This is a genomic window from Laceyella sacchari (assembly GCF_004343255.1).
GTDB classification, from domain to species: domain Bacteria; phylum Bacillota; class Bacilli; order Thermoactinomycetales; family Thermoactinomycetaceae; genus Laceyella; species Laceyella sacchari.
In genome coordinates, this window is sequence record NZ_SMDD01000002.1 from 641,543 (window position 1) to 665,562 (window position 24,020).

Annotated in this window: 25 protein-coding genes and 1 tRNA gene; 19 read left to right on the forward strand and 7 right to left on the reverse strand. The window is 46.1% G+C overall.

What is annotated here, in order from left to right:
• Window positions 1-95: 95 nt before the first annotated feature.
• The 8 genes from EDC32_RS10260 to EDC32_RS10295 all read left to right on the forward strand — a co-directional run bounded on the left by EDC32_RS10260 (window position 96) and on the right by EDC32_RS10295 (window position 5,421).
• Window positions 96-1,385 carry a sensor histidine kinase gene (locus EDC32_RS10260; protein ID WP_158283328.1) on the forward strand — a complete coding sequence of 430 codons (1,290 nt, stop codon included), beginning with the start codon at window positions 96-98 and terminating at the stop codon, window positions 1,383-1,385.
• Window positions 1,363-2,265 carry a DNA-binding domain-containing protein gene (locus EDC32_RS10265; RefSeq protein ID WP_132221934.1) on the forward strand — a complete coding sequence of 301 codons (903 nt, stop codon included), beginning with the start codon at window positions 1,363-1,365 and terminating at the stop codon, window positions 2,263-2,265. Before EDC32_RS10260 ends, EDC32_RS10265 begins: the two co-directional genes overlap by 23 nt.
• Before the next feature lie 138 nt (window positions 2,266-2,403).
• Window positions 2,404-2,832, forward strand: coding sequence for a hypothetical protein (locus EDC32_RS10270; protein WP_132221936.1), 429 nt, complete (start codon window positions 2,404-2,406; stop codon window positions 2,830-2,832).
• Window positions 2,833-2,902: 70 nt separating this feature from the next.
• Window positions 2,903-2,995, forward strand: a tRNA-Ser gene (locus EDC32_RS10275).
• A 257-nt stretch (window positions 2,996-3,252) separates the two neighbouring features.
• Window positions 3,253-3,480 (forward strand): hypothetical protein, encoded by a 228-nt coding sequence (locus tag EDC32_RS10280; protein WP_158283329.1) that lies wholly within the window; start codon window positions 3,253-3,255, stop codon window positions 3,478-3,480.
• 83 nt (window positions 3,481-3,563) lie between these two features.
• Window positions 3,564-3,785, forward strand: a complete 222-nt coding sequence (locus EDC32_RS10285; protein WP_158283330.1) for a LuxR C-terminal-related transcriptional regulator — start codon at window positions 3,564-3,566, stop codon at window positions 3,783-3,785.
• Between the two features lie 270 nt (window positions 3,786-4,055).
• Complete coding sequence (locus tag EDC32_RS10290; protein WP_132221942.1) at window positions 4,056-4,715, forward strand: hypothetical protein; 660 nt, start codon at window positions 4,056-4,058, stop codon at window positions 4,713-4,715.
• 247 nt (window positions 4,716-4,962) lie between these two features.
• Window positions 4,963-5,421, forward strand: coding sequence for an asparagine synthase-related protein (locus EDC32_RS10295; protein ID WP_246026928.1), 459 nt, complete (start codon window positions 4,963-4,965; stop codon window positions 5,419-5,421).
• A 416-nt stretch (window positions 5,422-5,837) separates the two neighbouring features.
• Here EDC32_RS10295 and EDC32_RS10300 read toward each other — a convergent pair whose 3' ends face one another.
• Window positions 5,838-6,077, reverse strand: coding sequence for a hypothetical protein (locus EDC32_RS10300; protein WP_132221946.1), 240 nt, complete (start codon window positions 6,075-6,077; stop codon window positions 5,838-5,840).
• Between the two features lie 582 nt (window positions 6,078-6,659).
• On the opposite strand from EDC32_RS10300, the gene EDC32_RS10310 reads away from it, so the two are divergent.
• From EDC32_RS10310 to EDC32_RS10325, 4 genes are all read left to right on the forward strand, one after another.
• Window positions 6,660-7,034 carry an immunity 22 family protein gene (locus tag EDC32_RS10310; protein ID WP_132221948.1) on the forward strand — a complete coding sequence of 125 codons (375 nt, stop codon included), beginning with the start codon at window positions 6,660-6,662 and terminating at the stop codon, window positions 7,032-7,034.
• Window positions 7,035-7,170: 136 nt separating this feature from the next.
• The gene (locus EDC32_RS10315; RefSeq protein ID WP_132221950.1) at window positions 7,171-7,458 is read left to right on the forward strand and encodes an imm11 family protein; all 288 of its coding nucleotides are present in this window, start codon (window positions 7,171-7,173) and stop codon (window positions 7,456-7,458) included.
• Window positions 7,459-7,496: 38 nt separating this feature from the next.
• Complete coding sequence (locus tag EDC32_RS10320) at window positions 7,497-7,844, forward strand: hypothetical protein (protein WP_132221952.1); 348 nt, start codon at window positions 7,497-7,499, stop codon at window positions 7,842-7,844.
• Between the two features lie 14 nt (window positions 7,845-7,858).
• Window positions 7,859-8,257, forward strand: a complete 399-nt coding sequence (locus EDC32_RS10325) for a DUF1259 domain-containing protein (protein WP_132221954.1) — start codon at window positions 7,859-7,861, stop codon at window positions 8,255-8,257.
• Window positions 8,258-8,310: 53 nt separating this feature from the next.
• On the opposite strand, the gene EDC32_RS10330 is transcribed toward EDC32_RS10325, so the two are convergent.
• Entirely contained in the window at window positions 8,311-8,838 is a 528-nt protein-coding gene (locus tag EDC32_RS10330; RefSeq protein WP_132221955.1) for a DUF1036 domain-containing protein, read from the reverse strand.
• A gap of 248 nt (window positions 8,839-9,086) precedes the next feature.
• Window positions 9,087-12,605, reverse strand: a complete 3,519-nt coding sequence (locus EDC32_RS10335; RefSeq protein WP_158283331.1) for an efflux RND transporter permease subunit — start codon at window positions 12,603-12,605, stop codon at window positions 9,087-9,089.
• Window positions 12,606-13,226: 621 nt separating this feature from the next.
• On the opposite strand from EDC32_RS10335, the gene EDC32_RS10340 reads away from it, so the two are divergent.
• Window positions 13,227-14,468 (forward strand): amidase domain-containing protein, encoded by a 1,242-nt coding sequence (locus EDC32_RS10340; protein ID WP_132221959.1) that lies wholly within the window; start codon window positions 13,227-13,229, stop codon window positions 14,466-14,468.
• 103 nt (window positions 14,469-14,571) lie between these two features.
• Here EDC32_RS10340 and EDC32_RS10345 read toward each other — a convergent pair whose 3' ends face one another.
• Window positions 14,572-15,156 carry a hypothetical protein gene (locus EDC32_RS10345; RefSeq protein ID WP_132221961.1) on the reverse strand — a complete coding sequence of 195 codons (585 nt, stop codon included), beginning with the start codon at window positions 15,154-15,156 and terminating at the stop codon, window positions 14,572-14,574.
• Between the two features lie 258 nt (window positions 15,157-15,414).
• Here EDC32_RS10345 and EDC32_RS10350 point away from each other — a divergent pair, with 258 nt between their 5' ends.
• Window positions 15,415-15,903 carry a CarD family transcriptional regulator gene (locus EDC32_RS10350; protein ID WP_375163187.1) on the forward strand — a complete coding sequence of 163 codons (489 nt, stop codon included), beginning with the start codon at window positions 15,415-15,417 and terminating at the stop codon, window positions 15,901-15,903.
• 71 nt (window positions 15,904-15,974) lie between these two features.
• Here the strand turns inward: EDC32_RS10350 and EDC32_RS10355 are convergent, their stop codons facing one another.
• Entirely contained in the window at window positions 15,975-16,184 is a 210-nt protein-coding gene (locus EDC32_RS10355; RefSeq protein WP_022735726.1) for a cold-shock protein, read from the reverse strand.
• 295 nt (window positions 16,185-16,479) lie between these two features.
• On the opposite strand from EDC32_RS10355, the gene EDC32_RS10360 reads away from it, so the two are divergent.
• The 5 genes from EDC32_RS10360 (at window position 16,480) to EDC32_RS10380 (ending at window position 20,923) form a co-directional block, all read left to right on the forward strand.
• Complete coding sequence (locus EDC32_RS10360) at window positions 16,480-17,385, forward strand: glycerophosphodiester phosphodiesterase (protein ID WP_132222064.1); 906 nt, start codon at window positions 16,480-16,482, stop codon at window positions 17,383-17,385.
• A gap of 203 nt (window positions 17,386-17,588) precedes the next feature.
• Window positions 17,589-18,056, forward strand: coding sequence for a MarR family winged helix-turn-helix transcriptional regulator (locus EDC32_RS10365; RefSeq protein ID WP_132221963.1), 468 nt, complete (start codon window positions 17,589-17,591; stop codon window positions 18,054-18,056).
• Window positions 18,053-18,682, forward strand: coding sequence for an efflux RND transporter periplasmic adaptor subunit (locus EDC32_RS10370; protein WP_132221965.1), 630 nt, complete (start codon window positions 18,053-18,055; stop codon window positions 18,680-18,682). Before EDC32_RS10365 ends, EDC32_RS10370 begins: the two co-directional genes overlap by 4 nt.
• A 49-nt stretch (window positions 18,683-18,731) precedes the next feature.
• Entirely contained in the window at window positions 18,732-19,343 is a 612-nt protein-coding gene (locus EDC32_RS10375) for a biotin/lipoyl-containing protein (RefSeq protein ID WP_246026910.1), read from the forward strand.
• A 32-nt stretch (window positions 19,344-19,375) separates the two neighbouring features.
• Window positions 19,376-20,923, forward strand: a complete 1,548-nt coding sequence (locus EDC32_RS10380) for a DHA2 family efflux MFS transporter permease subunit (protein WP_132221969.1) — start codon at window positions 19,376-19,378, stop codon at window positions 20,921-20,923.
• A gap of 187 nt (window positions 20,924-21,110) precedes the next feature.
• Here the strand turns inward: EDC32_RS10380 and EDC32_RS10385 are convergent, their stop codons facing one another.
• Both EDC32_RS10385 and EDC32_RS10390 read right to left on the reverse strand, forming a co-directional pair.
• Window positions 21,111-23,117, reverse strand: coding sequence for a sensor histidine kinase (locus tag EDC32_RS10385; RefSeq protein ID WP_158283332.1), 2,007 nt, complete (start codon window positions 23,115-23,117; stop codon window positions 21,111-21,113).
• A gap of 47 nt (window positions 23,118-23,164) precedes the next feature.
• Window positions 23,165-23,869: a response regulator transcription factor gene (locus EDC32_RS10390; RefSeq protein WP_022735719.1), complete on the reverse strand. Its 705-nt coding sequence runs from the start codon at window positions 23,867-23,869 to the stop codon at window positions 23,165-23,167.
• Window positions 23,870-24,020: the final 151 nt, after the last annotated feature.

A 24,020-nucleotide genomic window follows, 5' to 3' on the forward strand; every position in this document is an offset into this window, starting at 1 on the left:
TCCTGTTTTTCAGTTTGCGGGAATCAATAATGTTAGATTATTCGGATGATTCGTGTATAATGTGTTTGCGTCTGTATGTGAGGAGGTGGATAAGCATGCAAAGGAGGATGGATTGGTTGTGGCTTATTGCCGTTGTCCTCGCAGTTCCGCTCGCGGGCGAATACAATGTGCATCCATTTCAAGATGATTATCGGGTGAGCATGAGCATTCCTATTTATTTTTTCGCCATCTTGTGGATTCGACGGTATTCCCCGTTGACGATTGGGCTGGCGGTCTCCATAGCCGTCGTGGCCTGGCGAAGCGGATTGCATGCTTGGTTTTATGGCGGAGTGGATTTGGATGTGTTCCTCGGTGACTACATGCCGTCTTTTTCCTACTATTTGACATACGCAGCTCTTTTGCATTGGGTGCGGGTGCGGGATTACCACGACCAACCCTTTGTCATTTTATTGATCGGCTTCGGCACTGAAGTGATGAGCGGCATGGTTGAATTGATGTTGCGCAAGCAATTTGGCCCCGCGGAATTCGAACTGAGGCGATTCACTTACCTGTGGATCATTGCTATGATTCGCAACCTGACTGTGATCGGTGTGTACGCGATGATTATGTTTAAGCGGGAACGGCAGGAGAAACAGCAAAAATTGATGATGCTGGCCGGTTTGTACGAAGAGGCGCATTACATGGACAAGTTGCTTGACCAAGCCAAACAGGTGTCTCATGACGTCAAGCAAGTGCAACAACTGTTGCAGGACGGGAATGCGGACCGGGATGAGATGATCCAGCAATTGCGGCAGATTTGCGTGCAATGCCACGAAATCCACAAGCATTTGGAAGTGATTGATGTGGGGTTATCCCGCTTGATGAAACGGGAGCATGTGCCAGATGAAGTAAATGTGCATGAACTGTTGGAGATTGTTTTCTTGGCGGGGCGCAACTATGCCGAGCGGAAAGGGCGGAGGATTGAGTTTATGCGCCATGTCTATGGGGAACATCCCCTTTATCCGACCAACATGATGCTGTCCATATTAACCAATCTTGTCAGCAACGCGGTTGAAGCGATTGAGCGGAGCGGGGTGATTAAAATCACCGCCATCTATGACAAAGATTGGGTACATTTTCAAGTGTGGGACAATGGGCCTGGCATCCGCCAACCGGTGGAGCGGGTGTTTGTTGAGGGCTACACGACCAAATGGGATGAACAAGGGAAACAATCGACGGGCATCGGCTTATTTCATGTAAAGGGCTTGGTTGAAGACGCCGGGGGTGAAGTGAAGGTGTGGAGCGATCAGCAAAAACGGGAAACCGAGTTCACCGTCTCCCTGCCCCTCCCCCTGCGTCGTCCGGAACGAAAGGAGGAGAACCATGCGCATTTACATTGTGGATGACGATGAGGCTGTTCGCTTGATGCTGACCGATCTGATTGAGGACTATGATCTGGGTGAAGTGGTGGGGGAAGCGGATGACGGGAAAGCGATTTCGACAGAGTTGATGATTAACAAGAGAGTGGATGTCTTGATTATTGATTACATCATGTCGGGGCGCGATGGTTTGGAAACGGTGGAGCGGTTGAATGCCGACGGATTTGACGGCAAGATCGTGATGATCTCCCAAGACCATCATATCGAGAGTATCTCGTTGACCAAAGACGAGATTTATTACCATTTTGAAAAGCCGCTGAACCGCCTGAAAGTGCAACGGGTCTTGAAAAACATCAAACGGGAGTTGGAATACGAAAACAAGCTGAAGAGCATCTACCAAATCATGTCCTCTTCGGAAGCCCCCGCGCCCCAAGCCGCATCCAACGCAGTGGAACGATTGCAGCGCGCAGGCAAGACGATTTTGACCGAGCTGGGCATCTGGGATGAGAGCGGAAGGGCCGATTTGATGGAAGCCCTATTGACCCTCCATGAGCGGGAACAGAGCGATCCTGGACACGAATTGCCGCAACTTAAAGAAATATGCCAAGCGCCGGTGATGAAGCGGATGGGAACGCAGGTGACGGAAGAGGAATTGCGCAAATTGGAAAAGTCTGTGCGGCAACGCATGCGGCGCGCCATCCGGGTGGCTTTTGGCAATCTGGCGGCGACGGTGGTGCATCAAGGATATGCGCATGAGCATGTGGTTCGGTATAGCGGGTTTTTCGGTGGGGCTGAACTGAGCAAGATGGTTCAGCATATGCGCCAAAACCAAGAGTACCATGTGCGGCTGGATACGCGAAAGTTTCTGATCGCCTTTTATGAATTGGCCAAAGAGGACAGCCAATGATTATCCGTATCCTGCTTAGTTTCTCTCGCCCTTTTTACAAAAAAGGGCATTTTTTTTGCCAACCCCTTGATTCTTTTTGAAGTTTTTTGAAGTGCACCAGTTACGATAAGGATACATTCCGGAAAAGGGGTGGATAAGATGGGAATCCTTACGCAATTGGTGCAATGGGTGCTGGGGTTGGGCATTGGGATGTTGGGATTGCAGATGATGGAAGAGGCGCAAGGGAAAGCTGCATCGTCGCCGCTGGAGGCATTGTTGTTTCAATTCTTGTCCGTCGTGTTTCCCGTCGTTTGGATGAGTGCCGTCGTGTGGTTTACCCGCCCCACGATAAACAAAAGATTGCGCCGCATTCGTCACGCCATCATTCTGGGATTGCAACTCCTGGTGATCATCGCCATCTTGATTGGTTGTGCCATTCCTAAGACAGTGGACACAATTGACCAATGGGAACCGATGTTCAAGGCGCAACTGCAGATGCAGGAATATGATAAGCCAATGAGAAAAAGGACAAGAGTGGAGAAGGGCTCGCATCAGCTCTTCTTTGCTTTTGTGTCGACGGGCAAATGAAAAGTGGGAGCGAAGGCTTGATTTTTTTTGGCATTTCGATATAATATATTAGTGTTAGTGTTTAACTTATGGAGAGATGTCCGAGTGGTTGAAGGAGGCGGTCTCGAAAACCGTTGTGCGGGAATTACCCGTACCGTGGGTTCGAATCCCACTCTCTCCGCCAAACTTGAGTGTTAAGGGCGTTATTTTAAACGTGTGCATCACGTTAAATTTAACGTAAACCGCGTGCAGGCGTTACTAATTTCCGTGTGCATAACCGGAAAGGGGTAACGCTTTTTATTATGCCTAAAAAGCCAATATTAGAACGCCGTGGGAAGACGCACATTAAAGAGCGTAAGGTTAGTAAATAGCGCAGTTGTTATGGATTTAACGTTTAAGGAAGCCCTTGCGTTATTTGTACGGGCTAAGGAAGCCGAAGGAATGCGGGCGCGAACGATACATGACTACCGCAAACACATCGAATGGCTAACTAGGTATTTAAGCGAACACCATCCAGACGTTAAGGTTATACGGCAATTAACGGCAGACGTTATCCGCGCTTATGTAGCGTATTTGAAAAACGAACGCAAGCCGTACCAAGGCGCGGGCAAAAGGGAACGGCAGACAAAGGGCCTATCCGTTAACACGATTAACATTCGATCAGCCTGAAAATAGGTAGCACTGCCCAAAAATTTACGGGGCAAAAAACAAAATTAAACTAACAGTGCCCAAACCGGGCAGGAGTGTTTTATGTGATTGAAAATGGGTTGGTAAAAGTTGAACAAACGGTTAAGGAGGCAGCAGAAAAGATTGAGGATGAGAAGGAACGGACTGTATTGGAATGTATCTTGGATGGAGAGCGAATAGGGATGATTGCTCATCATGTAGGATTATCCTGGCAAAAGGTAAACGAGATAAAGAGGAAGATTCTTAAAAAGATGGCTTGGGAAATTTATTGTGATGGGATTACGTAATTAGCATTCAGTCGATGTTACTTTTTAAAGTAGCATCGTTTGCTTATATACTTTAAGTTTCAGAAGCTGATTCACTAACACAATAAGTACATTGGCAAGTGTTTCTGTTGATATTAGGGGGATTAAATGTGTATGTTTTTTAAAATGAAATTGATAAAACTACAAATATATACAATCATATGAAAAATATTTGTAAAAATTCGTTGTTACTTTTGTAACGATTCGTTTTTACTATTGATAAAAAATAACTAAAAGTGATAGGAGATAAATATGAAAAAGAAGTTAATCCATTTTATATTAACAACCACTTTAACGGTAACTAGTGCATTTGGATTTGGTTCCATTGGTACATATGCTGCTGAGGAGCAACAACAGGAGTTAATAGAAAAAAATTTAACTAATTATAATGTATTAGATGGAAGCAAGCTTGTAGGGAACGAACCATCACCAAAAGAAAAATTAAATCAAGAACAAATTAGTTCCAAATATAATCTTCAGGATGTTAAAAATTTGCCTGAAGGATCGAATGTCATTAAATTTGATAAACTGGAAGACCTGCAAAAATTTCTGGAAATGGTTAATCGTGATGCCCAAATAGAAGACATCCAAGAACAACCTGTTACAAGAGGATATGGAACTCGACAGGTTAGATACCAAAGATTTGGATTTGGAAAGATTGGGTTGTGGGCTGATATTAAATGGAACTCTAGTAAAACGATTACCAGTTGTGATGCTTGGACTACACTGACGGGAATTACTTTTGCGGTTGATTGGCAAGAAAACGGAAAAGCAACAAAATGTGAAAAAGTTTCTCGTAACTCCACTATGATTAAGGGTCAAGGACAAGCTTCTTGGGTTTTGTTTTTTGAAGGAGCAGGGAAATTATATACTCAAACAGTAAATATGCATTACAAATATACTGTAAAGTGAGAGTGAAATAATGTTTTCAATTGGTACGATGATATGGCAAATTATAGCGTTTGCTGTTGTGATTAGTGTTGTATTTTTGCTTGTTCGTTTGTTGATAAAGAAGAGACGTGGCTAAGGTTTAAATATATCTAGTTAACAGATCTGACAAAACGGACAAAATGGACAAGCTATACATTTGTTGTATCAGCTTATAGTTACCTGCTAAAATAGGGGTATGCGAGTTTTATAGGAGGCTTCCTCCTTTTTGGTGAGCTACGGCTCGCCTTTTTTTATGCAATCGATTCATAAAAGATTAAATCATGTAGAACGAGTAAGTGCAGAAGTTAGTGGTGGGCTTGATTCTACTACTCTTGCTCTCGTGGCGGCTGATAAGCTGAAGGAAAGTAAGCGTAATTTAATTGGAATTACTTTAAAAGGTCTCTCACCACATGAGTTTGAAGATGTTAATTTAGCAATGGAATCCTGCCAAAGCCGAGACAATATTTATCATCTGATATTGGAACCTGGTGAGTATCCTCTCCCTTATGAATCAATGGACGAAGTTTCACTAACGGATGAACCAATTATCTTTTTAACAACATATGGATGGATTAACTCTCTTATAGAAAAAGCTTGTTCATTTAGTTCAGAATTGCATATAAGTGGAGATGGTGGAGATAACGTTCTTACTGACAGGAGATTTGTATTCCTGTGGTATAGGCTTTAATTCACGATTTTCTTTCATCTAGCAATTACCCCTCATGGGTATTAACCTTTTACGTTCACAATAGTTTAATTTAGTTTTAAACCATAGGACACTTATCTGTCAATTTTTAATAAATGTATTATTTAAAACTACTTTTAATATAATGTTAAAAGGTTGGCCTATGGCTAGCCTTTATTATAGTCATTTTTTTATGTAGGTAATTACGATGAATAAAAAAATGATTTATCAAGATATAAAAAATCTTTGGATTTAAACTTCCAAGGTTTTTTGTTGAGTGGCTGGACTACGTTGTTTTTGTATTCTGTTCCTTTAGTTTCTTTTCTTTTATTGATACTAATATTTGTGGCAATCACCGTTAATATCCCAGTTACCTACGAAAATTAGGCCATAGAATGACACTGATCCCGGTTCGATAATTAATACACGACATCCACTTGGACGTCAGACCATATCTCCTCTAAACGTTGATCATCTATTCTTATTTGATCTAATAGGTTCGATAGCGTTTGGAAATTTTCCGACTGATCACTATTAGATTTACAAAATGAAAAACCATCTGGTGTTACCGTAATGGAGTATTGTTCACCCTTGTAGGTAAACTCAACTTCTCTACCCATATTTAAGTAATCAATCAGTTTTTTATAAGTCAGTTCCACATGATTCACTCCAACTCTAATCAGTAACAGGGTCCACGGGAGAGCTTTCCATGTCCAATCATGGCGATGTGGTACTTTGGAATGTTGTTTGGGATTCCCATGATTAGTATAATCGATATCTAAATCTGCGTTACCATTTTCGTCATAGTTATTCGCTATTTCCGGTTGACATACAATGGGATAGTACACAAATCATCATTTGAAAGGTCGCTTTTTGAAAAGATTCTTAAGTAGAATGGCCAAGGTTCTACAGAGTCGTAAAGGGTCGCCAACAATGGAATATCTCATCATAATCGCCTGTGGTGTTGTATTGTTAAACCAAGTGATGGCCATTTAAACGGTGGGGCGTAATTAAAGAATTATGAACAACAATAGGAGATGTAAATTTTTTTAATCTACAAGGAGCACATGGCAGAAAAGGATCTACAAGGGCTCATAATAAATTATTAGAGATTATTGATTCTTCAACGGATTATAATATATTCAAGAGACGGCTCCAAAACTGGGCTAATTATAGGTTAGAGGGTGGGGCTCAATCATTACCAAGGGGACTTAGGCCGTAAAAGCTAAGGAGAGAGCATGATGGAGAAAAAAGGATTTGTATCATTGTTTATTGGTAACTCAAATTCTTATGAGGAACTTCAAAAATATGTTTTGGTTAGCTATACAGAAGACGGAGATTCAATACCTTCCAAATTTGAAAAGGACTTTGGTATTGAATACTATAATGAGGACTTTAGAGAAGTTGAATTTTACAGCCAATCATCGAATGACTTACGTTTTTTGCTTGAAGGCTTTTCTTATAGTGAGGAGATAGTTCCGGAATTTATTAATATTTGTGGTGAACGTTTAGATCAAGAAGTGAACTCAGTCATTTTGCTTTATGATTTTCAATACGATGGAAAGGTAGATAAAGCAAATCAGTTTAAGTTTTTGGGGACTGTACAATACAAATAGTAAAAACGAGCCAGAGGTGGTGCTTTTTTTTTGAGCTCTAGAAAGAATCCTAGCTATCTTTATGTTTTCACTTAGATGCCCCGGGGCATTATATGTTACACAACACTTTTTACAGGATAAAGCAGAAGTATTGCCATTGGCTCATCCTGAAAGAAATTTTTTTGCTATCCATGTTACAAATGCAATTGATGCTATTGATTATGATCGAGCAGTTATTAAAAAATTATCTACAGGATTACGCTTGGAATTTGAAAAATATGAAACATTTGTAAAAGAAAAAGTGGAAAGAGAGAATATCTTTCGTGTATATCTGGATGAGAGTTTAATGTGGATGGTTTTTGTATCTGATGCATTTAAAAAAGTAGTAGAGTCTCATAACCTGAGTGGATTTAAGTTTATCGAAGTTTGGGATTCAGAAATTTAATTTTTAATGTTTAACATTAATTTAGTTAAAGGGATACCATGAAAGTTTGGCAATTACAGAGCTTACTTAATGAGGATTTCCAATCTTTTCAACTAGGGTGTGTCAGGCAAATCAAGTTGGTGGGAAAGAAGCGGCGGAAAAACCTTTTCTCGAGGAGCGCCGATGCACAAGTGAAGCGAATGAGAAAATGGTTTTGGAGACGCTGGCCTAGGGCGTTAGGTGTTTTAGAGGACTTAGTTAAAGAGAAAGTAGAAGCATTACCTTTGGTTAAAAAGGGCTCCGCGATTACGGAGACCTTTTTCATTTTACAGAAATCGGGTGGCGTTTGGTTTCTTGCCGTTTCTTCCTGGTTTTCGCTGGCATACAGTGAGATGAATTTAGATTGAAAGGAGGAATCATTATGAAACGCAGTAAAACGTTATGCGATCGGTTTGCTAAAATTCTGGGAGGGACGGGGGAGATTGTAAACGGGGTTTGCGTGGTCACCCGTTTGCGCAATTTGTCACCCACGATTTTGGGGCGTCGGACGCGTTCCCCATTGGCTATTGCGGCACTCTTTTCCTTTGAAGGGCTGGATAATAGAGGAAGGGCGTTAAACTTGGGGGAGACGGTCATCTTGCAGAGAGAGATCAATCCGTTCATTAGTGAGCTTCGCAAACGGGGTCTTATCGTGACGGCAGTGCACAACCATTGGTTATTTGACGATCCGCGCTTGATGTATATCCACTGGGAATCGGTTGATCGCCCGCTCGATTTCGCGAGAAAGGTAAGAGAAGCGTTCCGAGTGCTGGAAAAATAGAAATGATTAAGGGTTCCGCGACTGCGGAACCCTTCTTTGTGCAAGCAACCTGATTAAGACATCGAATTTGTTTTGCGGGCTTTCAGCGGAAAAGTGACGCGGTTTCTTAATACGGGGCGGCCCTTTCTCAGTTTCTTGGGCATGGTTTTGGGCATTTGCCGCGGCACGGGCTTTTTGTTTGTAGGGTTTGTGGGCAAGGCGATTGTTACATTCTCCGATGATTTACGTTGACTACTGCTGACTCCGATCAGGTTTACTGTGTGGTTGAAGACAAAGTTGCCGACATCGACCCGGTTCATCCCTACATTTCGGCAGGTGGTGCACCCTACGTTCCAACACCAATGGAAAGCTTGAAAGGGGACTTGGGTGAAGTATGGACCTGACCACACCAGCCTGTCACTCTCAGCGTAGTAAAAGAAGGTGCGGCCCCCGGCGTATCCGCTCCACACTTCTCTGAGTTGTCCCGGGTCCAACCGGAACCAGCCAATCTTCGCATAGGTGACAGGCCGGCAGTCTGAATTTTGATAGGCGTAGGCTACATATACGGTAGAGTTGGTGCTGTTGCGAAATAAAAGACCCATCGTCTCACTCCTTTGTCATGATTTCAGCACTCAGATCATTATATGAACCAGATGAAAAGGGGTATTGGACGGCTCACCCGCGAGAGGCTTGATTAACAAAAGAAATGGCGGGAGCCCGGTTTTCCTCCAGTAGCACTCATCGGGGAAAGATGTTCTCGCCTCCTCAAACGTGTCCATATGCATGAAAAAAAGGAGCTGTCCGTTGTCGGAAGCTCCTTTTGCGTTGAAGTTCTTCATTTGCCTGCACATTATGAGGTTGTGTTCATCGGCTGCGCACTGGGCAGGCTTGAGTGTAGTGATCGGTTTTGCTTGGCTGGGTTGCGCCGTCCGATCTTTGAAAGCAACAAGTACATGATGGGAACGATGTACAGCGTGAGCAGAGTGGAGGAGATCAGCCCTCCAATGACCACAACGGACAAGCCTTGGGTGATCGCATTCCCTTCGCCAATTCCCAATCCGGCCGGAATCAAGGCAAACACGGTGGCGCAAGCCGTCATCATGATTGGGCGCAAGCGAGTGCCTGCGGCTTCCAACAACGCGTCTTCCAGTTCCAAGCCGTCTGCCATCTGTTGATGAACCCGGTCAAGCAACACGATGGCATTGGTAACAACAATTCCGATTAGCATCAAGGCGCCGATCAGAGAGGCGACACTGATAGGCAAGCCGGCGATCCATAAGCCGACCAATCCGCCGATCACCGCGAACGGAAGGGAGAAAAGGATAGTGAACGGGGTTGTCGCTTCCTTAAAGGTGGCCAGCATGACCAAATAAACAAGAAGGGTCGCGCCAGCGATGGCGATGCCGATCTGTTGGAAGCTATCACTCATTTGTTGGGCGTCACCGCCAATGGTCACTTCCACTCCGGGCGGCAATTTTATTTCGCTGATGATGTTGCGCAACTCTGCGGAGAGGGCACCGGTGTCTTGCGTGACAGCATCTCCGGAGATGGTGGCGTACTGTTGGCCGTTTTCTTTTTGGATTTTGAGAGGGCCATCGATTTCTTTGACAGTGGCGATGGAACCGAGCTTAACCATTCTGCCGGATGGGCTTAACAATTGTAGATCTTTCAACTTCTGTACGAGATTGATTTGTGGTTTTTCAAGGCCCAACCGAATTTCCAACGACTGGTTGCCTTGTGTGATTTCGTTCACTTTGTCCGCTTTTAGCAAGGCGCGCACAGACATCGCCACTTGGCTGGCGGTCAAACCCTCGCTGGAAGCCTTTTGTTGGTCAATATCCACGTTCAACAATTTTTTTTGTTCGCTGAGATTATTGGAAACATTGGTTAACCCTTTCATCTGTTTCATACGTTGGGTTAATTCAGCTGCCACGGCTTGGATGTCAGAGATTCGCTCCCCTTTCACTACACTGGTGATCTGATTGGTAGAGGGGCCAAGGTTTTTTAGTTCCAGCACTTGAAGCTCGGCGTTTCCTTTGTGCCGCTGAAGCCTATGTCGGATGCGTTCGGCCATCGCGCTTGTGTCTGTGTCAGGCCGGAGGTTGACGAGCATGGAGATGTGGTTGGTATCTCCCGCCATCGGACTGTTTAGATTGCCGATCGAAGCTGACACCATTTGCACTTCGGGATGCGACTTTAGCTGGCTTTCAATCTCTTTGGCCTTCTGGTTGGTTGCGGACAGGGATGTGCCAGGAGGCAATGTCAGATTCACTTGCAAGGTTCGGTTTTGATCTGCCGGAATGAAGCTGGTGCCCACAACGGGGATCAAGCACAAGCTGCCTGCAAGCAAAGCAGCAGCGGAGATGAGGATGATGGCTTTATGCTGGAAGGCCCAATCCAGACTCGCTTGGTAGAATAGTACCACTTGGCTTTTTTTTCGGCGTCGGCGCGATCGCTTCTCTCCTTTGAGCAGATATTTGGCCATCAGCGGCACAACCGTGATGGAAACCACCAACGAACACAAGAGAGAGAAGACAATGGTCAAAGCGAAGGGGGTGAACAGCTTGCCGACCACGCCATCGATGAACCCCAGCGGTATAAAGACGATGACAGTGGTAAATGTCGACGAGGTGATGGCTGAGGCCACTTCTTTGGTCGCCGTTTGGATGAGAGAGACGGTCTCTCCGTTTGACTGCAATCGATGGCGGTGAATGTTTTCGATGACGACCAGACTATCATCCACGATCCTGCCGATGGCGACAGCGAGTCCCCCCAGAGTCATCACGTTTAGGGTGAGATCCGCTTGATCCAGGAAAATCAATGTCGCCATAACGGACAGTGGAATGGAGACGATGGAGATCACCACAGTACGCAGGTTGCGTAGAAACAACAAAATCACAAGCATGGCAAACAAGGCTCCCAAGAGACCCTCGCGAATAATGGTGTGAATCGAAAGCTTGACCATCGCCGATTGGTCGAGTAAGACGGAGATCGCCAAACCGGGGTGTTGTTTCATGAGAGAGGCAGTTTTTTCTTTCACCTTGTTAGCCGCATCGACGATGTTCCCATCAGGGTTTTTAAGCAATTCGATGTTGACGGAGGGTTTTCCGTTGACACGCGTGATCAGCGGTGCATCTTCAATTGATTCCGTCACGTTGGCAATTTGTGAAAGCTTGATGGTTTTGAGACTTTGTGATTGGGATGGAGCGGCCGTCTGAGCAGGAGTGGCCTGTCCTTTGCCCGGCTGAAGTTTGCCCGTGTTCTGTTCAGGTTTTGGCATGCGGTTTTGCAGTTGCTTCAGCTTGTCGTTCATTTTTTCCAGCGTTTTGGTCTCCGCGTCGACTTTTGGCTTCAATGTGGCGACGGTGGCTTTGGCCTTCTCGTCTTCAGGATGTTGTTTAAGCCAGAGCTGGGCGGCGTTTAACGCCAGTTGATCAGCCAATAATTTTGCTTGCAACTGTTGGGCGGCTTGCATCAGTTGCATTTGAGCCTGAAGCAGTCCCAGGCCTTGGCCCACTTGCCCTAATCCTTGGCCCAATTGTCCGACTGATTGCCCCAATCCCTGAAACCCTTGATCGATTTGCTTCATTGATTTCTGGAGGTTTTCCTGTGGATTGGGATATAGGGGGATGCGCAGGTTTTTCAATTGTTCCACGGAAGTGATTTTCTGGTCTATTTGTACAGGGCGGATGACGTCTTCCGCATGCACATCGCCGACGGGAATGGTCACGTTGTTCCCCTGCAATGCTTGTTGCACTTGTTGCACGGACAAATTGTACTTTTTGAGTTGGTCTTGCTTTAAGCGGACATAGACCGCTTTGGAGCTTTGCCCCTGGATTTCCGCTTTACCAACCTCTTTAATGCGTTTGAGGGCCGGTGTCATGGTTTGTTTGACCCATTGTTCCAATTCGGTGATCGATTGGGTTTTGCTGGTGACGCTCAAAATCATGAACGGTTTGGAGTTAAAGCCAAAGCGATTAAAGCTGGTCGGAGTCGTTTCTTTGGGCAGGCGTGTCTGTTCGATGGCGTTCTGCATCTCTTGTTTGGCTTGATTCAAATCGGTGTGAAAACCGTATTCGACCGCAACCATGGACACACTGTCAGAAGACATGGAAGTGACTTTTTTGACACCTTCCAGATCCTGCAAAGCTTGCTCAATCGGCTTGGTCACCTTTTCGTCCACTTCTTGCGGGGATGCGCCGGGATAGCCGGTGACAGCAGCGATGACCGGGATATCAATGTCGGGCATTGACTCCATTTTTAATTGAGTTGCAGTATAGACTCCGCCGGCGGTGATGAGAACAACCAACAAAAAAACCATGGCTGCGTTGCGTAACGAAAACTGGGTCAGTCCATCCACAATACGCACATCATTCTCTCCTTTATGTTGAACGGCCAGTAGCCTCTTTAAGATTAAGCAGGTATGTGCGCAAACGGTCACATGGCCCATTTGCGTTGATGGGAGGGAAATTTTTATGTTGGAAAAGGGACTTGCTACCGGTGGGAGGGGATCACCGTGGATTGCATTGAGGTGGGGTGGACCAAACCGGCGGATAATGGCAAAAGGTATATACTCTCATACCACCAATCTGACCATATCAAACCGTCCGGTTTATAAATTTGCCCATTTTGTTGTATTTTACAAAAATACCACCTTGCCGAAAGAGAGTTGTTTCGGTAAGCTTGCTTTATAAAAAGGGTTTTATTCCTTTTGTATTTTAGATTAACATGAACAGACTAGGAGAATCATTATTTAATATTACAGTCATCTTACACTTTTGAAAGGAAGCTTTCCGGTTGGGGCCGAAGGGGCGCCACATCTGCCGTTTCCCATATTGGAGAAATGAATTTGTCAATATCTATTTCCTAAATCTTTTTCTAAAAAAGTAAAAACATTCGAAAACAATTTTGAAAACAACTCCCTATCATAGCGCAACATATCATATTCTAAAGTTATGATTTTATCACACCTTAGAAGGAAGGGAACACCGTGAAGAACAGAATCATGATTTCTTCTATTATGATTCTTGCATTGATCGCCAGCGGATGTTCATCGACTGATGCGCAACAGGGCCAGGAGACCAATAAACAACCAGTGGCTAAAACCACCCAGTCGAATGAATCCGAGTTGAGCCCAGTAGATGTAGTGGAAACGGCTTCGCAAGAGGTGGCCAAGAAAAGCGCACCCGTGAGCCAAAAGACCAAACCAAACAAGGAAGACCTAAAGCATTTGGAGAAAGTGAACTATTACCAGAAATCGATCAAACAAAAGCCGTCGGCTGAGCAAAAAGCGTTGGCAGCCATCGACCGTGTGGCTAAACAGCATAAAGTCAATGTGAAACCGGACGTAAACAACAGCAAGTTCCGCGAGATGGTAGTGGCGGCAGCCACGAATATCCAGTCTCTCACCCCGGACGAAGCGAAAGCGGTGATTGACTATGCTAAAAAAGTGGACGCCTATGAGAATAGCAAAAAGAATGAAATCATTAAGCAAATGAAGGAAAAGGTCAACATGGGTGTGCCGCTGACCCAAGAAGACAAGGCATTGTTAGACGCTGTTACTCCCATTAAGCCGGGGCAAAAGTTGCAAGGGCCTCCGCCATCGAAAGACAAGCCAGGACAAGGTGGCCTGGAATTTCCGGGACCACAACAACCCAAAGAAGAACAGTCTGACAAACCGGTGCCGCAAGAGCCTAAACCAGGGCAACCTGATCAGCCAGCACCGCAAGACCCCAAATCCGGTAACCAGTACGATCCTATCAAGGCTAGGGATTATGCTTACCAATGGTGGAACAAGCGTAATAATGAACAATACAATTATTATTCCCGAGTGAGCGGCGGTTGTTATGATTGCTGGGCAGACTGCACCAATTTTGTGTCACAAGCGATCAAAGCAGGCGGCATTGAGGAGAGAAGAAACGGCACGTATTGGTATTACAGCGATACAAAACCTTCATACGCTTGGGGAGTAGCCAACAGCTTCTACAAGCATTTTAAAGAGAGAGCACAAGAGGTGAAGAGTTGGAAAGACTTGTCGGTGGGGGATGTGGTGAATGTCGACTTTGACCATGACGGCGACATCGAGCATTCTGCTATTGTCACGAAAGTCGACATGTGGGAAGTCTATATCACCCAGCATACCAGCGATAAAAAAGATGCTCCTCTGTCTCCTTGGCTGAGAGCCGGGTATGATGTGTATGCTTGGAAGATGAGCACGGCAAATTTGAAATAAATGACAAGATATTAATGTTGCGAGATAGTCTTTAATAGATGTTCAACTATATGACGATCGGTCCTGATTTACAGGACCGATCGTTTTTAGGTTGTGATGTGTGTCAGTCTCTGCACCGGAACAAATTCCAAATAGAAGGCCGGCAAGCAGGGGGATTGTCTCCGGCAGGTGGCGGATCGTCTGGCTGGGGCGTGGTCGGCGTGGATGGTTCCTGTGGATTGGGCAGCTCCGTCGGTGTGTCAGGTGTTGTAGATGCCGAGGGCCCATCCGGTGTATTGTCAGCAAAGGGTAGGGGAGTGTCCGCCGTTGTCGACTGTTGCTGAGGCTGGTTGTTGGCATTGCCAGCAATAGCTACTAACGTATGTGGTTTGGATGATTGCTGTTCGTCAAGCTCTATTGCGATGTTCGGTTTGCTCCGAGAAATAAACATCCCTGTTGGAGAGGGTGACGCTTGGTAAGAAGCGGCGGAAGTCCGTTTGTCCTGGAGGAGGATGATCCAACAAACGACACCGACAAGGGACAAGGAACAGACCGCTATTAAAACAAACTGAGTTGTACGAGGATTCTGCCTTTTTGTGGCGGGGTCTTCTTTTTGTTTCTCTATATAATGGCTTTCCAAAAGGGTGTGCTTGATGGGTTTGCGATGGGGCGACAGCAAATGACTGCGCTTTCTTGAATGATTGTCCATGCGAACAAGCTCCTTCAGATGGTCTCTACGCCACCACATGGTAGCATAATTACACCGCTATTCCAATCATGTTGCTTATGTTTAACAATATCGTTATCTTATCAGTGGTCAAAAAAGGGTAATTTTGCTGTCGTTTGACGATTAACAAACAAAATGGCATATATTATTGACTGATATCTAATCATCGTAGTAAAATATTATATTTATTTGTAATCGATCCTCAGATGTGCTATGATTAATCATAGCGTTGAATTGGGGGTGGTTGCATTGTTTCAGGTTGGTGACAAAATCATGTATCCGATGCATGGCGCAGGTGTGATTGAAGCAATTGAAGAAAAAGAGATTTTAGGTGTGAAGCAAAATTACTACGTGCTCAAAATCACGACAGGAAGCATGCAAGTGATGATTCCGGTGGAGAAAGCAGAGGAATTGGGTATCCGAGCTGTTGTCGATGCATGCGAACTGGATGATATTTTGCGCAATGCAGCAAAACCGGATTCCGACCCATCCACCCAGTGGAATCATCGGCATCGTGTGTTCCTGGATAAAATTAAAACGGGCAACATTCATGACGGGGTGGAAGTAATTTGCGAATTGGCTTCCCGCAGTCTGACCAAAACATTGAGCCGCGGTGAAAAAGCAGTATTGGATCAAGCAAGGCAAATCTTCATCAGCGAGATGATGTTGGTGAAGGGGATTACTGAAGATGAAGCTAATGACTTGTTGGATCAAATGGTCAGCTGTTGATCAAGGCTGATGGGGAAAGCTGTTAGCTAAAACGCCAACAGCTTTGAACCATGGATGAGAAGGGGGAATTTTTATAATTTTTCTACGTTGGCAGCTTGCATCCGTCCTTGGTCGTTTTCGACGATGTTGAAGCTGACGCGCTGGCCTTCATCTAATGTTTTGAACCCTTCTCCCTCGATTGCGGAATAATGCACGAAAACATCATCATTTCCGGGAACCTCGATGAACCCATATCCCTTTTCAGCATTAAACCATTTTACTGTGCCAGTTGTTTTACCCATATGAATAACCCTCCCAAAAACAATCATGCGGACGATGAAATCTACATGTCTTAGGGTCTTTCCATCATCGCATGTTTAATATAAGTATCTCCTGATGAAAAGCGATTAACCCGAGAATTATTACCAATCTACAGCGTTACCTTGGTTAGACAATTGGTTTGGGTGCATAAAACGGAATATTCGGTCTTTTTATATAAAATGTTTACAAAAATCAAATACGTAATTTTCCTGATGAAAGTCGGGATGATGGACAATGGGAGAGAGAACGGGGGTTACCCCGGGATGCGAAAAGGAGATGAGCAAAGTGAAACGATGGCTGAAATGCGGTGTCATTGCAGTGTTGACAGTCGGCCTGATCAGCGCACTCCCTTTGGAGGGGCAAGCCATGACAAAGAAGCCCAATCCGTCGGATTCAATCTTAAACATTGCGCATCGGGGAGCATCCGGGTATGCTCCGGAACATACGATTCCCGCATATGCCTTGGGCCAGAAAATGAGAGGCGATTATATTGAAATTGACTTGCAGATGACCAAGGACGGCCATCTCATTGCGATGCATGATGAAACGGTGGATCGCACTACCAACGGCACCGGCTGGGTTAAGGATATGACGCTGGCGGAAATTAAAAAGCTGGATGCGGGATCTTGGTTCAATGAAAAATACCCCGCCTTGGCCAATCCTGCCTATGTTGGATTGAAAGTGCCTACTTTGGAGGAAGTGATTCATCGGTTTGGCCGCAACGCACGGTATTATATTGAAACAAAAGCGCCAGAAGTATATCCAGGAATGGAAGAGGAGTTGCTCCGAGTGCTTAAACAGACAGGACTCATAAACGGGCGCGGGCGTACGAACAAGGTGATTATTCAGTCGTTTAGTCAGGAAAGCCTGTTGAAAGTGCATCAGCTCAATCCGCGAATTCCGCTGGTTCAATTGCTCTGGTACGAAACGGCGGGCACGGCGCAAATCACGGATGAAGAGATTAAAAACATCAAACGGTACGCGGTAGGCGTGGGGCCAAACTACGACAAAATTGACCAAGCCTACGTTAGCAAGGTGCGGCAGGCCGGTTTGGAAATCCATCCATATACAGTGAATGAACCGTCGGAAATGAAGAAATTGATTCGCTGGGGCGTCACGGGCATGTTCACCAACTATCCAGACCGCCTACATCAGGTGTTATGCGAAGAGCAGAAAGACTAAAGTCCAATAAAGCTTCCGGGCCACTCCACTACAGGATTAAACCGCCGTTATGGCGGTTTTTTTGATGGAGGAGGGATGGTTTCCAAATGTAAAAATTTGTTCGCATTTTATTCTTGAAAATAGCAGTAATCTATTTTAGTATATAAATCATTCGTGAGACGAAGTATTAATAAGCCTAATGATTATTTAGAGGGTGGAAACCGATGGACGATGGCAAGATCGGGGAGCACCTGCTAAGACTGGTGCAACTGTATCGAGATGGCCTTTATCTTTATCACCAGATATTGCAATACCAATATAAAGAGATGGGCCTCACCATGTTGCAAGCGAAGATCATTCATCTGTTGAAGCGAGATGGTCCCCAGCCATTGGGCCAAGTGAGTCGAAGGTTGGATATGCCCAACAGCTCACTTAGTGAAATTGTTGACCGGTTGGAGGATAGGGGATTGTTGTGTCGCGAGCGGGATCAAAAAGACCGGCGGGTGGTACGGGTTCATTTGAGCCCGGCTTGCCTAAAGTGCTTAGAAGCGCTGGAGGAAAGGGAGGTCCAAATGTTGCGTCAGATGTGGCCTCATGCGGAGTTGGATGATATCTTCCTGTTGACTGAGAAATTGAGTCGGTTTGTGAAGATACTAAGCAAAACCATAGACAAGGGAGTAACAGTGAGATGAAACGCCTGACGATCCATTTGGTTATATGGACTTTTGTGCTTGTGGCGTTTGGCGGCGGGGGGTATTACTTTCAACAGCAAGCGCGATATGTGATTACCGATCGTGCGCAAGTGTGGACGGATACCGTTCCCGTGGTGCCGCCGGCGGTTGGCAAGCTGACGGAGTGGACGGTTCACACTGGGGACCGGGTGGAGCGCGGTGCCCGGCTGGGCATGCAAGAAGCGACCCAACCGGGCGTTGCTGCCACTCCTATCACCTCACCCATTTCTGGTGTGGTGTTGCTGACGCATGCTGTGCCGGGGCAAGTGGTGCCAGCTGGCCGTCCCCTGGCAGTGGTGGCAGATTTGTCCCAAACCCATGTGTTGGCCTATGTGGATGAAAAAGATGTGACTGACATCCGCCTAGGGCAATCCGTGGAGATCAAATTAGCCTCTGATAGAGGGCAAACAATGACCGGCCGTGTCGCAGAAATAGGCAAAAAGGCTGGCGACGATTCGGCCGGTAGATCAGAGCAAACCGAAGGAAAAACCGTTCAGTACGTGCCGGTTAAAATCACGGTGGATCAAGCCGTGGCAATGAAATTGATTCCAGGCGTGAATGCCAGCATCAAGCTGGAGCGCTCTTAAATATTACAAACGGAAGGTGAACAGATTGAAAACCGGGAGATTATTATTATTGAATGCCGTAATCTTCATTGTGATCGTGGCATTGGGCATTGGTGGATACAACTATTATTATAACGCCACCCATTTCATTGACACTGAAGACGCTCGGGTAGCGGGAGATATTGTATCGGTAGCAGCTCCGACCAGTGGCGTACTTGCGAATTGGAAAGGGAAAGAAGGAGAGCAAGTCACAAAAGGACAAGTGCTAGGCAATGTAATGGTAGGGAATCGGGCGACGGAGATTGTTTCTCCGATTGCAGGCACGATTGTGCAAAGCAAAGGAATCGATGGACAAATGGTAGCCCCAGGTCAAGTGATGGCTCAAGTCGTTGATTTGGGTCAACTGTATATTCAAGCCAATATTGAAGAAACAGAGATCAAAGATATACAGATTGGGCAAGAAGTAGATATTGTAGTCGATGCAGAAAAGGAAACGGAAATCGACGGGAAAGTCGTGCAAATTGGGAAAGCGACCAATTCGCTGTTTTCTTTGATGCCGCAACAATCGGCCAGTGGTGACTACACCAAAGTGGTACAGCGAATTCCGGTGAAGATCGAGATGGAGCGGTATCCGGATTCGTTGGTTCCAGGCCTGAGTGCGACGATTCGTATTCATAAGTGATATGGCCAAACGGTGCAGAAAGGAGGGAAACGATGGAAGACAAAAATAAATCAGGAATTGCCCAACATATCCCTTTGTTGTCGGTGTTAATGTTGGGGATGTTTTTGGCAGTGTTGAACCAAACCCTGCTCAATGTGGCGATCCCGCATTTGATCAATGAGTTTCATGTAGAAGCGACGACGGCGCAATGGTTGTTAACCGGATATATGTTGGTCAATGGGATTTTGGTTCCCTTGTCCGCGTATTTGATTGAGCGCTTTGGAGTTCGCGTCCTGTTTTTGGCAGCCATGGTGTTTTTCACTGGAGGTGCGCTGTTGTGCGGGATTGCCCCCAACTTTTCGACCATGTTGTTAGGGCGTTTGATCCAAGCCGTGGGCGGTGGGATTTTGATGCCGCTGGTCATGGTGATTATCTTGTCTGTCTTTCCTCCCGAAGCACGGGGGAAAGGCATGGGGATTTTTGGTCTGGGGATGATGTTCGCCCCCGCGGTGGGCCCCACATTGTCCGGTTGGGTGATTGAACACTACAGTTGGCGCATTTTGTTTAATGGCATGGTGCCTTTAGGGACGCTGGTAATTGTGTTGGCGGCCTTCATGTTGCGTGATCCCCGCAAGCGGGAAAAACCGCGTTTCGATTTGTGGGGAACGCTTACCTCTTCACTCGGATTTGGTTTGTTGCTGTATGGGTTGAGCGAAGCCGGTACCAAGGATTGGGATCATCCGCTGGTGGTGGGATCGCTGGCGGTGGGGGCTTTTTCGATCTTTTTGTTTGTGGTGTTCCAGTTGAAATCCTCAACACCTATGCTTGACTTTCGCGTGTTCACATACGATATGTTCACGTTGTCTACGGTGATCAGTGTGATTGTCACGATCGCGATGTTCGCAGGGATGTTTCTGTTGCCGATCTATCTCCAGAATCTACGCGGCTTCACACCCCTGGAATCCGGCCTGCTCATGTTGCCGGGGGCGATCATCATGGGTGTTATGTCCCCTATTTCGGGATCGATGTTTGATAAGATTGGACCACGGCCCCTGGCGGTGTTGGGACTGTTCATCACCACAGTCACCACCTATGAATTTACCCATTTGACGTTGCAGACGAGTTATACCTTTATTTTGATTCTCAACATGGTGCGTTCGTTTGGGATGTCATTGTTGATGATGACGATCATGACTGCCGGATTGAATCAGTTGCCACCACAGTTGAACAGTCACGGAACGGCGATGTCCAATACATTTCGGCAAATAGCCGGTTCGATGGGGATCAGTGTGATGACCACCATTTTCTCGATGCGCACCCATTTCCACTTGGGCAAGTTGGGCGAGCAAATGAATGGGATGGATCCGGTGTTCAGCCAGGCTTTTTATGATAAGGCGAGTGAAGTGGCTAGCGCGACAGGTTTGCCGATCGCTAATGCTCAGGAAACAGTCGCCTCGCTTTTGGTGGGGAAAGCCAACCAGATGGCGGCGGTCATGGGAATCAACGACGCTTTTTGGTGGGCAACTGGATTTGCTCTGATTGGAATGATTTTGAGCTTTTTTATGAGGGATGTACGGAAAGATCAGCACAAGACAACATAGTCACATCAGAGAAAGGTAAGCGGCGGATAAAGAGAAAGACCGCATTTACAAAATGCGGTCTCAGTAAGAGAGGCTGACTGAGGTGTCTGGGTGAATCTGTTCTAGACAAACGAATTTTATATAAAACTTGTTACAAATGTTATACAAAAGCTTATAAAAATGTGCATAAATCAAGAAACCTACCCGTTTATTGGATGGGGGCTTGTGTGTTTACATCCTCTTCATTTGCCGGTTTCAATGGAAAGATGAGTCGGATCACGGTCCCCTCCCCCACGCGGCTTTCCGCTTTCACTCGACCCCCCATGGCTTCCACCATGTTTTTGACCAATGCGAGGCCTAGTCCGGCGCCTTGTGAGTGGCGCCCGGATTTTCCCCTGTAATACCGCTCAAAGATGTAAGGGAGATCTTCCTCGGGGATTCCGCTTCCTGTATCGATCACTTCAATTGTCAATTCGGTGCCGTTTGTCTGGCAGGACAGCATGATCATCGCTCCTTCTGGGGTGTGGCGCAAAGCGTTGCGCAACAGGTTTTGCAGGATTTGTTCCAGAATCTTGGCATCGGCTTGGATCGGTGGAAGATTTGGTCCCAGATCCAATTCCATAGCGATTTTCTTTTTTTGCCAAGCGATACGGGAAAATCCGGCGTGCAATTGCTTTAAGAGAGGCGGAATCTCGCACGTTTCGATCTCCAACGTTGATTCCAGTGATTGTTTGTCATCTTGAATCGCAGCAGAAAACAGTTCATCAATTAATTGTTTTAGGCGAATGGTTTCCCGTTTCAACAGGGCGATGTCCACCGGCTCATTCCCTTCCGGTTGCTGATCCAGTAGCTCCAAGTAGCCGAGCAGGATGGCAATAGGATTCCGCAATTCATGGGAGACATCAGCTACAAATTCCCGTTTCCCCATCAATAAATTTTCCACTTGCCGTTTCTCTTTTGCCAAATGGTTCGTCGTTTCTTCCAGGCTGGCGGCCACTTGATTAAGTTGCTGGCTTAACACGCCTAATTCGTCTTGTTGTTGGTCTTTGATCCGGGCTGATAATTTGCCAGTAGACCAAGCGTGTGCCGCCAACGCCACCTCGCCGATGCGGAGTGTAAGCGGTTTGGCACGCAGATAGGCGAAGGGCAGCGCAAGCAGAAAAGCGACGCCGATCGTCAACAAGATCAATGGAATAGAGAGCAATAAAAAGAGAGACATGACCAATACTACTGTGTCCACATAAAAGAAATCATCAAACTTAATGATTTGGCACACCACGCCGACGACGGTTCCTTTATCGCCGCGCACGGGTGCTCCGGTCATATGTATGCTCCCGCTTTTGATGGGAATGCTGTCCATCTTCCCTTTGCGCACAATTTGTTTCACAAATTTCTTTTCTTCATCGGAAACAGGCGGAACTGCCGGTTCTTTGGATGGTTTGTGGTGGCAGTTTGAGGCTAACAATCGGCCTTGCCTGTCGTAAATTCGCCAGTGCCGTTCCAGTTTGTACGTGGTGTACTTGAAGATCACCTGATCCCAAGCGGTTTCCGGAACGTGTTTGATCCACTCGGGGAGTTGGGCGATTAAGCGAGTTGAACTCATCATGGGTGCTGCCATGGTTGCCATTTTTTCCGTTTCTTGCTCGCCGCGGACCACTTGTGGAATGAAAAAAGAAAGGATGTAGAACAAAACCACGCAGATCAACAGGATGACCAGAAACAAGAATAACGAAATGTGAGACAATGTCATCTGTCTGACTAAGCGGTTGGAAGCCCATTGCCACAGCCGATTGAGCAACAGGAATAAGAGTCGAAATGTAAGAAACATAGCAAATGCTAAAAACAACACAAATAGAATATCTTCAAGCGGCTCCTGGTTTTGGTAGAGCAACTCGGAGTATTGCCGGTAGATGGAGGAGCGGGCCAACAGCTGTTCCATGATCCATTCGGTGACGATGACCATCCCCAAGTAGGGCAAGAGGAAGTTCAACCATTTCCGCGCGCCGTCCAGCCCTCTGCCCCCGCTCCGCAGGCGGTAAGCAGGCCACATGCTCATCCATAATTCAGGTATGAAGGTCAGTACATAGACAATAGCTAATTCGTTCAGCGTATCGATATTCCATATGATTAAAATGAGATATAGCAAAATAAAAGGGCAAAAAGCTTCGATCAGCGTGCGCTTGACCGTGGCTGTTTTAAATCCTCTCGGCTGCAAAGGGTTCCCTCCCTTCGGGCTGTTTGCGTCTCTGGTCATTCCTTGGATCAAGAATCGTTTTTGTCGGCAACGAATTTATACCCGGTTCCCCATACAGTTTGTAATGAAGCAGAGTAAGGTTTCAATTTGCTTCGCAGACGAGAAATGTGCGTGTCGACGGTGCGGTCGAATCCCTCATATGTAATGTCCCACACTTTCTCCAACAAGTACTTGCGGCTGAACACACGTCCTGGATGCTTGAGGAAAAGGTAGAGGAGCTCGTATTCTTTAGGAGTGAGATCAAGCAGACGTTGATCGATGGATACTTCTCTTTTTTCCGGATCAAGTTGGATGAACCCATAGTCCAATTTCTGCGGCGTATGAATAGGAGAGGTTCCTGGCTGGTGCATCATGGCCATCCGCCGCAATAAAGACCGCACCCTTGCCCGTAGTTCCCCCATGCTAAACGGTTTTGTCATATAATCATCCGCTCCGACATCCAGTCCCCAAATTCGCTCCATTTCATGTCCCCGCGCGGTGAGCATGATCACGGGAACGACCGAAGACTCACGCATTTTCCGGCAGATTTCCACTCCTTCCATATCAGGCAGGTTCCAATCCAAAATCACTAAATCAGGCTGTTTCTTCTGCCACAACTCCATTCCCGCTTGACCATCGGAGGCAATGAGGGTGTCATGCATATCCAGATGCAAATGCCGGGCGATCAGATGGGACAAATCGCTTTCGTCTTCCACTATCAATATGGTCGCCATTTGTTTCCACCTCCTGTAAACCGTGATCGGTCAATTAATTTCAGAAAATTGGACAAAGGGGTTTGCCGAGTCATTAAAGTTTGTTTCTTTCCTCATGGTACCGGAGCAGAATCGGATATTCAATCATTAATGGTATGTTTCCCTTTTTATA

What these genes read in the sequence shown, in the direction of transcription:
- EDC32_RS10265 (WP_132221934.1), top strand. Translation starts at nt 1,363, where the DNA reads ATGCGCATTTACATTGTGGATGACGATGAGGCTGTTCGCTTGATGCTG.
- EDC32_RS10325 (WP_132221954.1), top strand. Translation starts at nt 7,859, where the DNA reads ATGAAACGCAGTAAAACGTTATGCGATCGGTTTGCTAAAATTCTGGGA.
- EDC32_RS10370 (WP_132221965.1), top strand. Translation starts at nt 18,053, where the DNA reads ATGAAACGCCTGACGATCCATTTGGTTATATGGACTTTTGTGCTTGTG.
- EDC32_RS10290 (WP_132221942.1), top strand. Translation starts at nt 4,056, where the DNA reads ATGAAAAAGAAGTTAATCCATTTTATATTAACAACCACTTTAACGGTA.
- EDC32_RS10320 (WP_132221952.1), top strand. Translation starts at nt 7,497, where the DNA reads ATGAAAGTTTGGCAATTACAGAGCTTACTTAATGAGGATTTCCAATCT.
- EDC32_RS10355 (WP_022735726.1), bottom strand. Translation starts at nt 16,184, where the DNA reads ATGGGTAAAACAACTGGCACAGTAAAATGGTTTAATGCTGAAAAGGGA.
- EDC32_RS10270 (WP_132221936.1), top strand. Translation starts at nt 2,404, where the DNA reads ATGGGAATCCTTACGCAATTGGTGCAATGGGTGCTGGGGTTGGGCATT.
- EDC32_RS10390 (WP_022735719.1), bottom strand. Translation starts at nt 23,869, where the DNA reads ATGGCGACCATATTGATAGTGGAAGACGAAAGCGATTTGTCCCATCTG.
- EDC32_RS10310 (WP_132221948.1), top strand. Translation starts at nt 6,660, where the DNA reads ATGGAGAAAAAAGGATTTGTATCATTGTTTATTGGTAACTCAAATTCT.
- EDC32_RS10365 (WP_132221963.1), top strand. Translation starts at nt 17,589, where the DNA reads ATGGACGATGGCAAGATCGGGGAGCACCTGCTAAGACTGGTGCAACTG.
- EDC32_RS10380 (WP_132221969.1), top strand. Translation starts at nt 19,376, where the DNA reads ATGGAAGACAAAAATAAATCAGGAATTGCCCAACATATCCCTTTGTTG.
- EDC32_RS10360 (WP_132222064.1), top strand. Translation starts at nt 16,480, where the DNA reads ATGAGCAAAGTGAAACGATGGCTGAAATGCGGTGTCATTGCAGTGTTG.
- EDC32_RS10260 (WP_158283328.1), top strand. Translation starts at nt 96, where the DNA reads ATGCAAAGGAGGATGGATTGGTTGTGGCTTATTGCCGTTGTCCTCGCA.
- EDC32_RS10280 (WP_158283329.1), top strand. Translation starts at nt 3,253, where the DNA reads ATGCGGGCGCGAACGATACATGACTACCGCAAACACATCGAATGGCTA.
- EDC32_RS10330 (WP_132221955.1), bottom strand. Translation starts at nt 8,838, where the DNA reads ATGGGTCTTTTATTTCGCAACAGCACCAACTCTACCGTATATGTAGCC.
- EDC32_RS10345 (WP_132221961.1), bottom strand. Translation starts at nt 15,156, where the DNA reads ATGGACAATCATTCAAGAAAGCGCAGTCATTTGCTGTCGCCCCATCGC.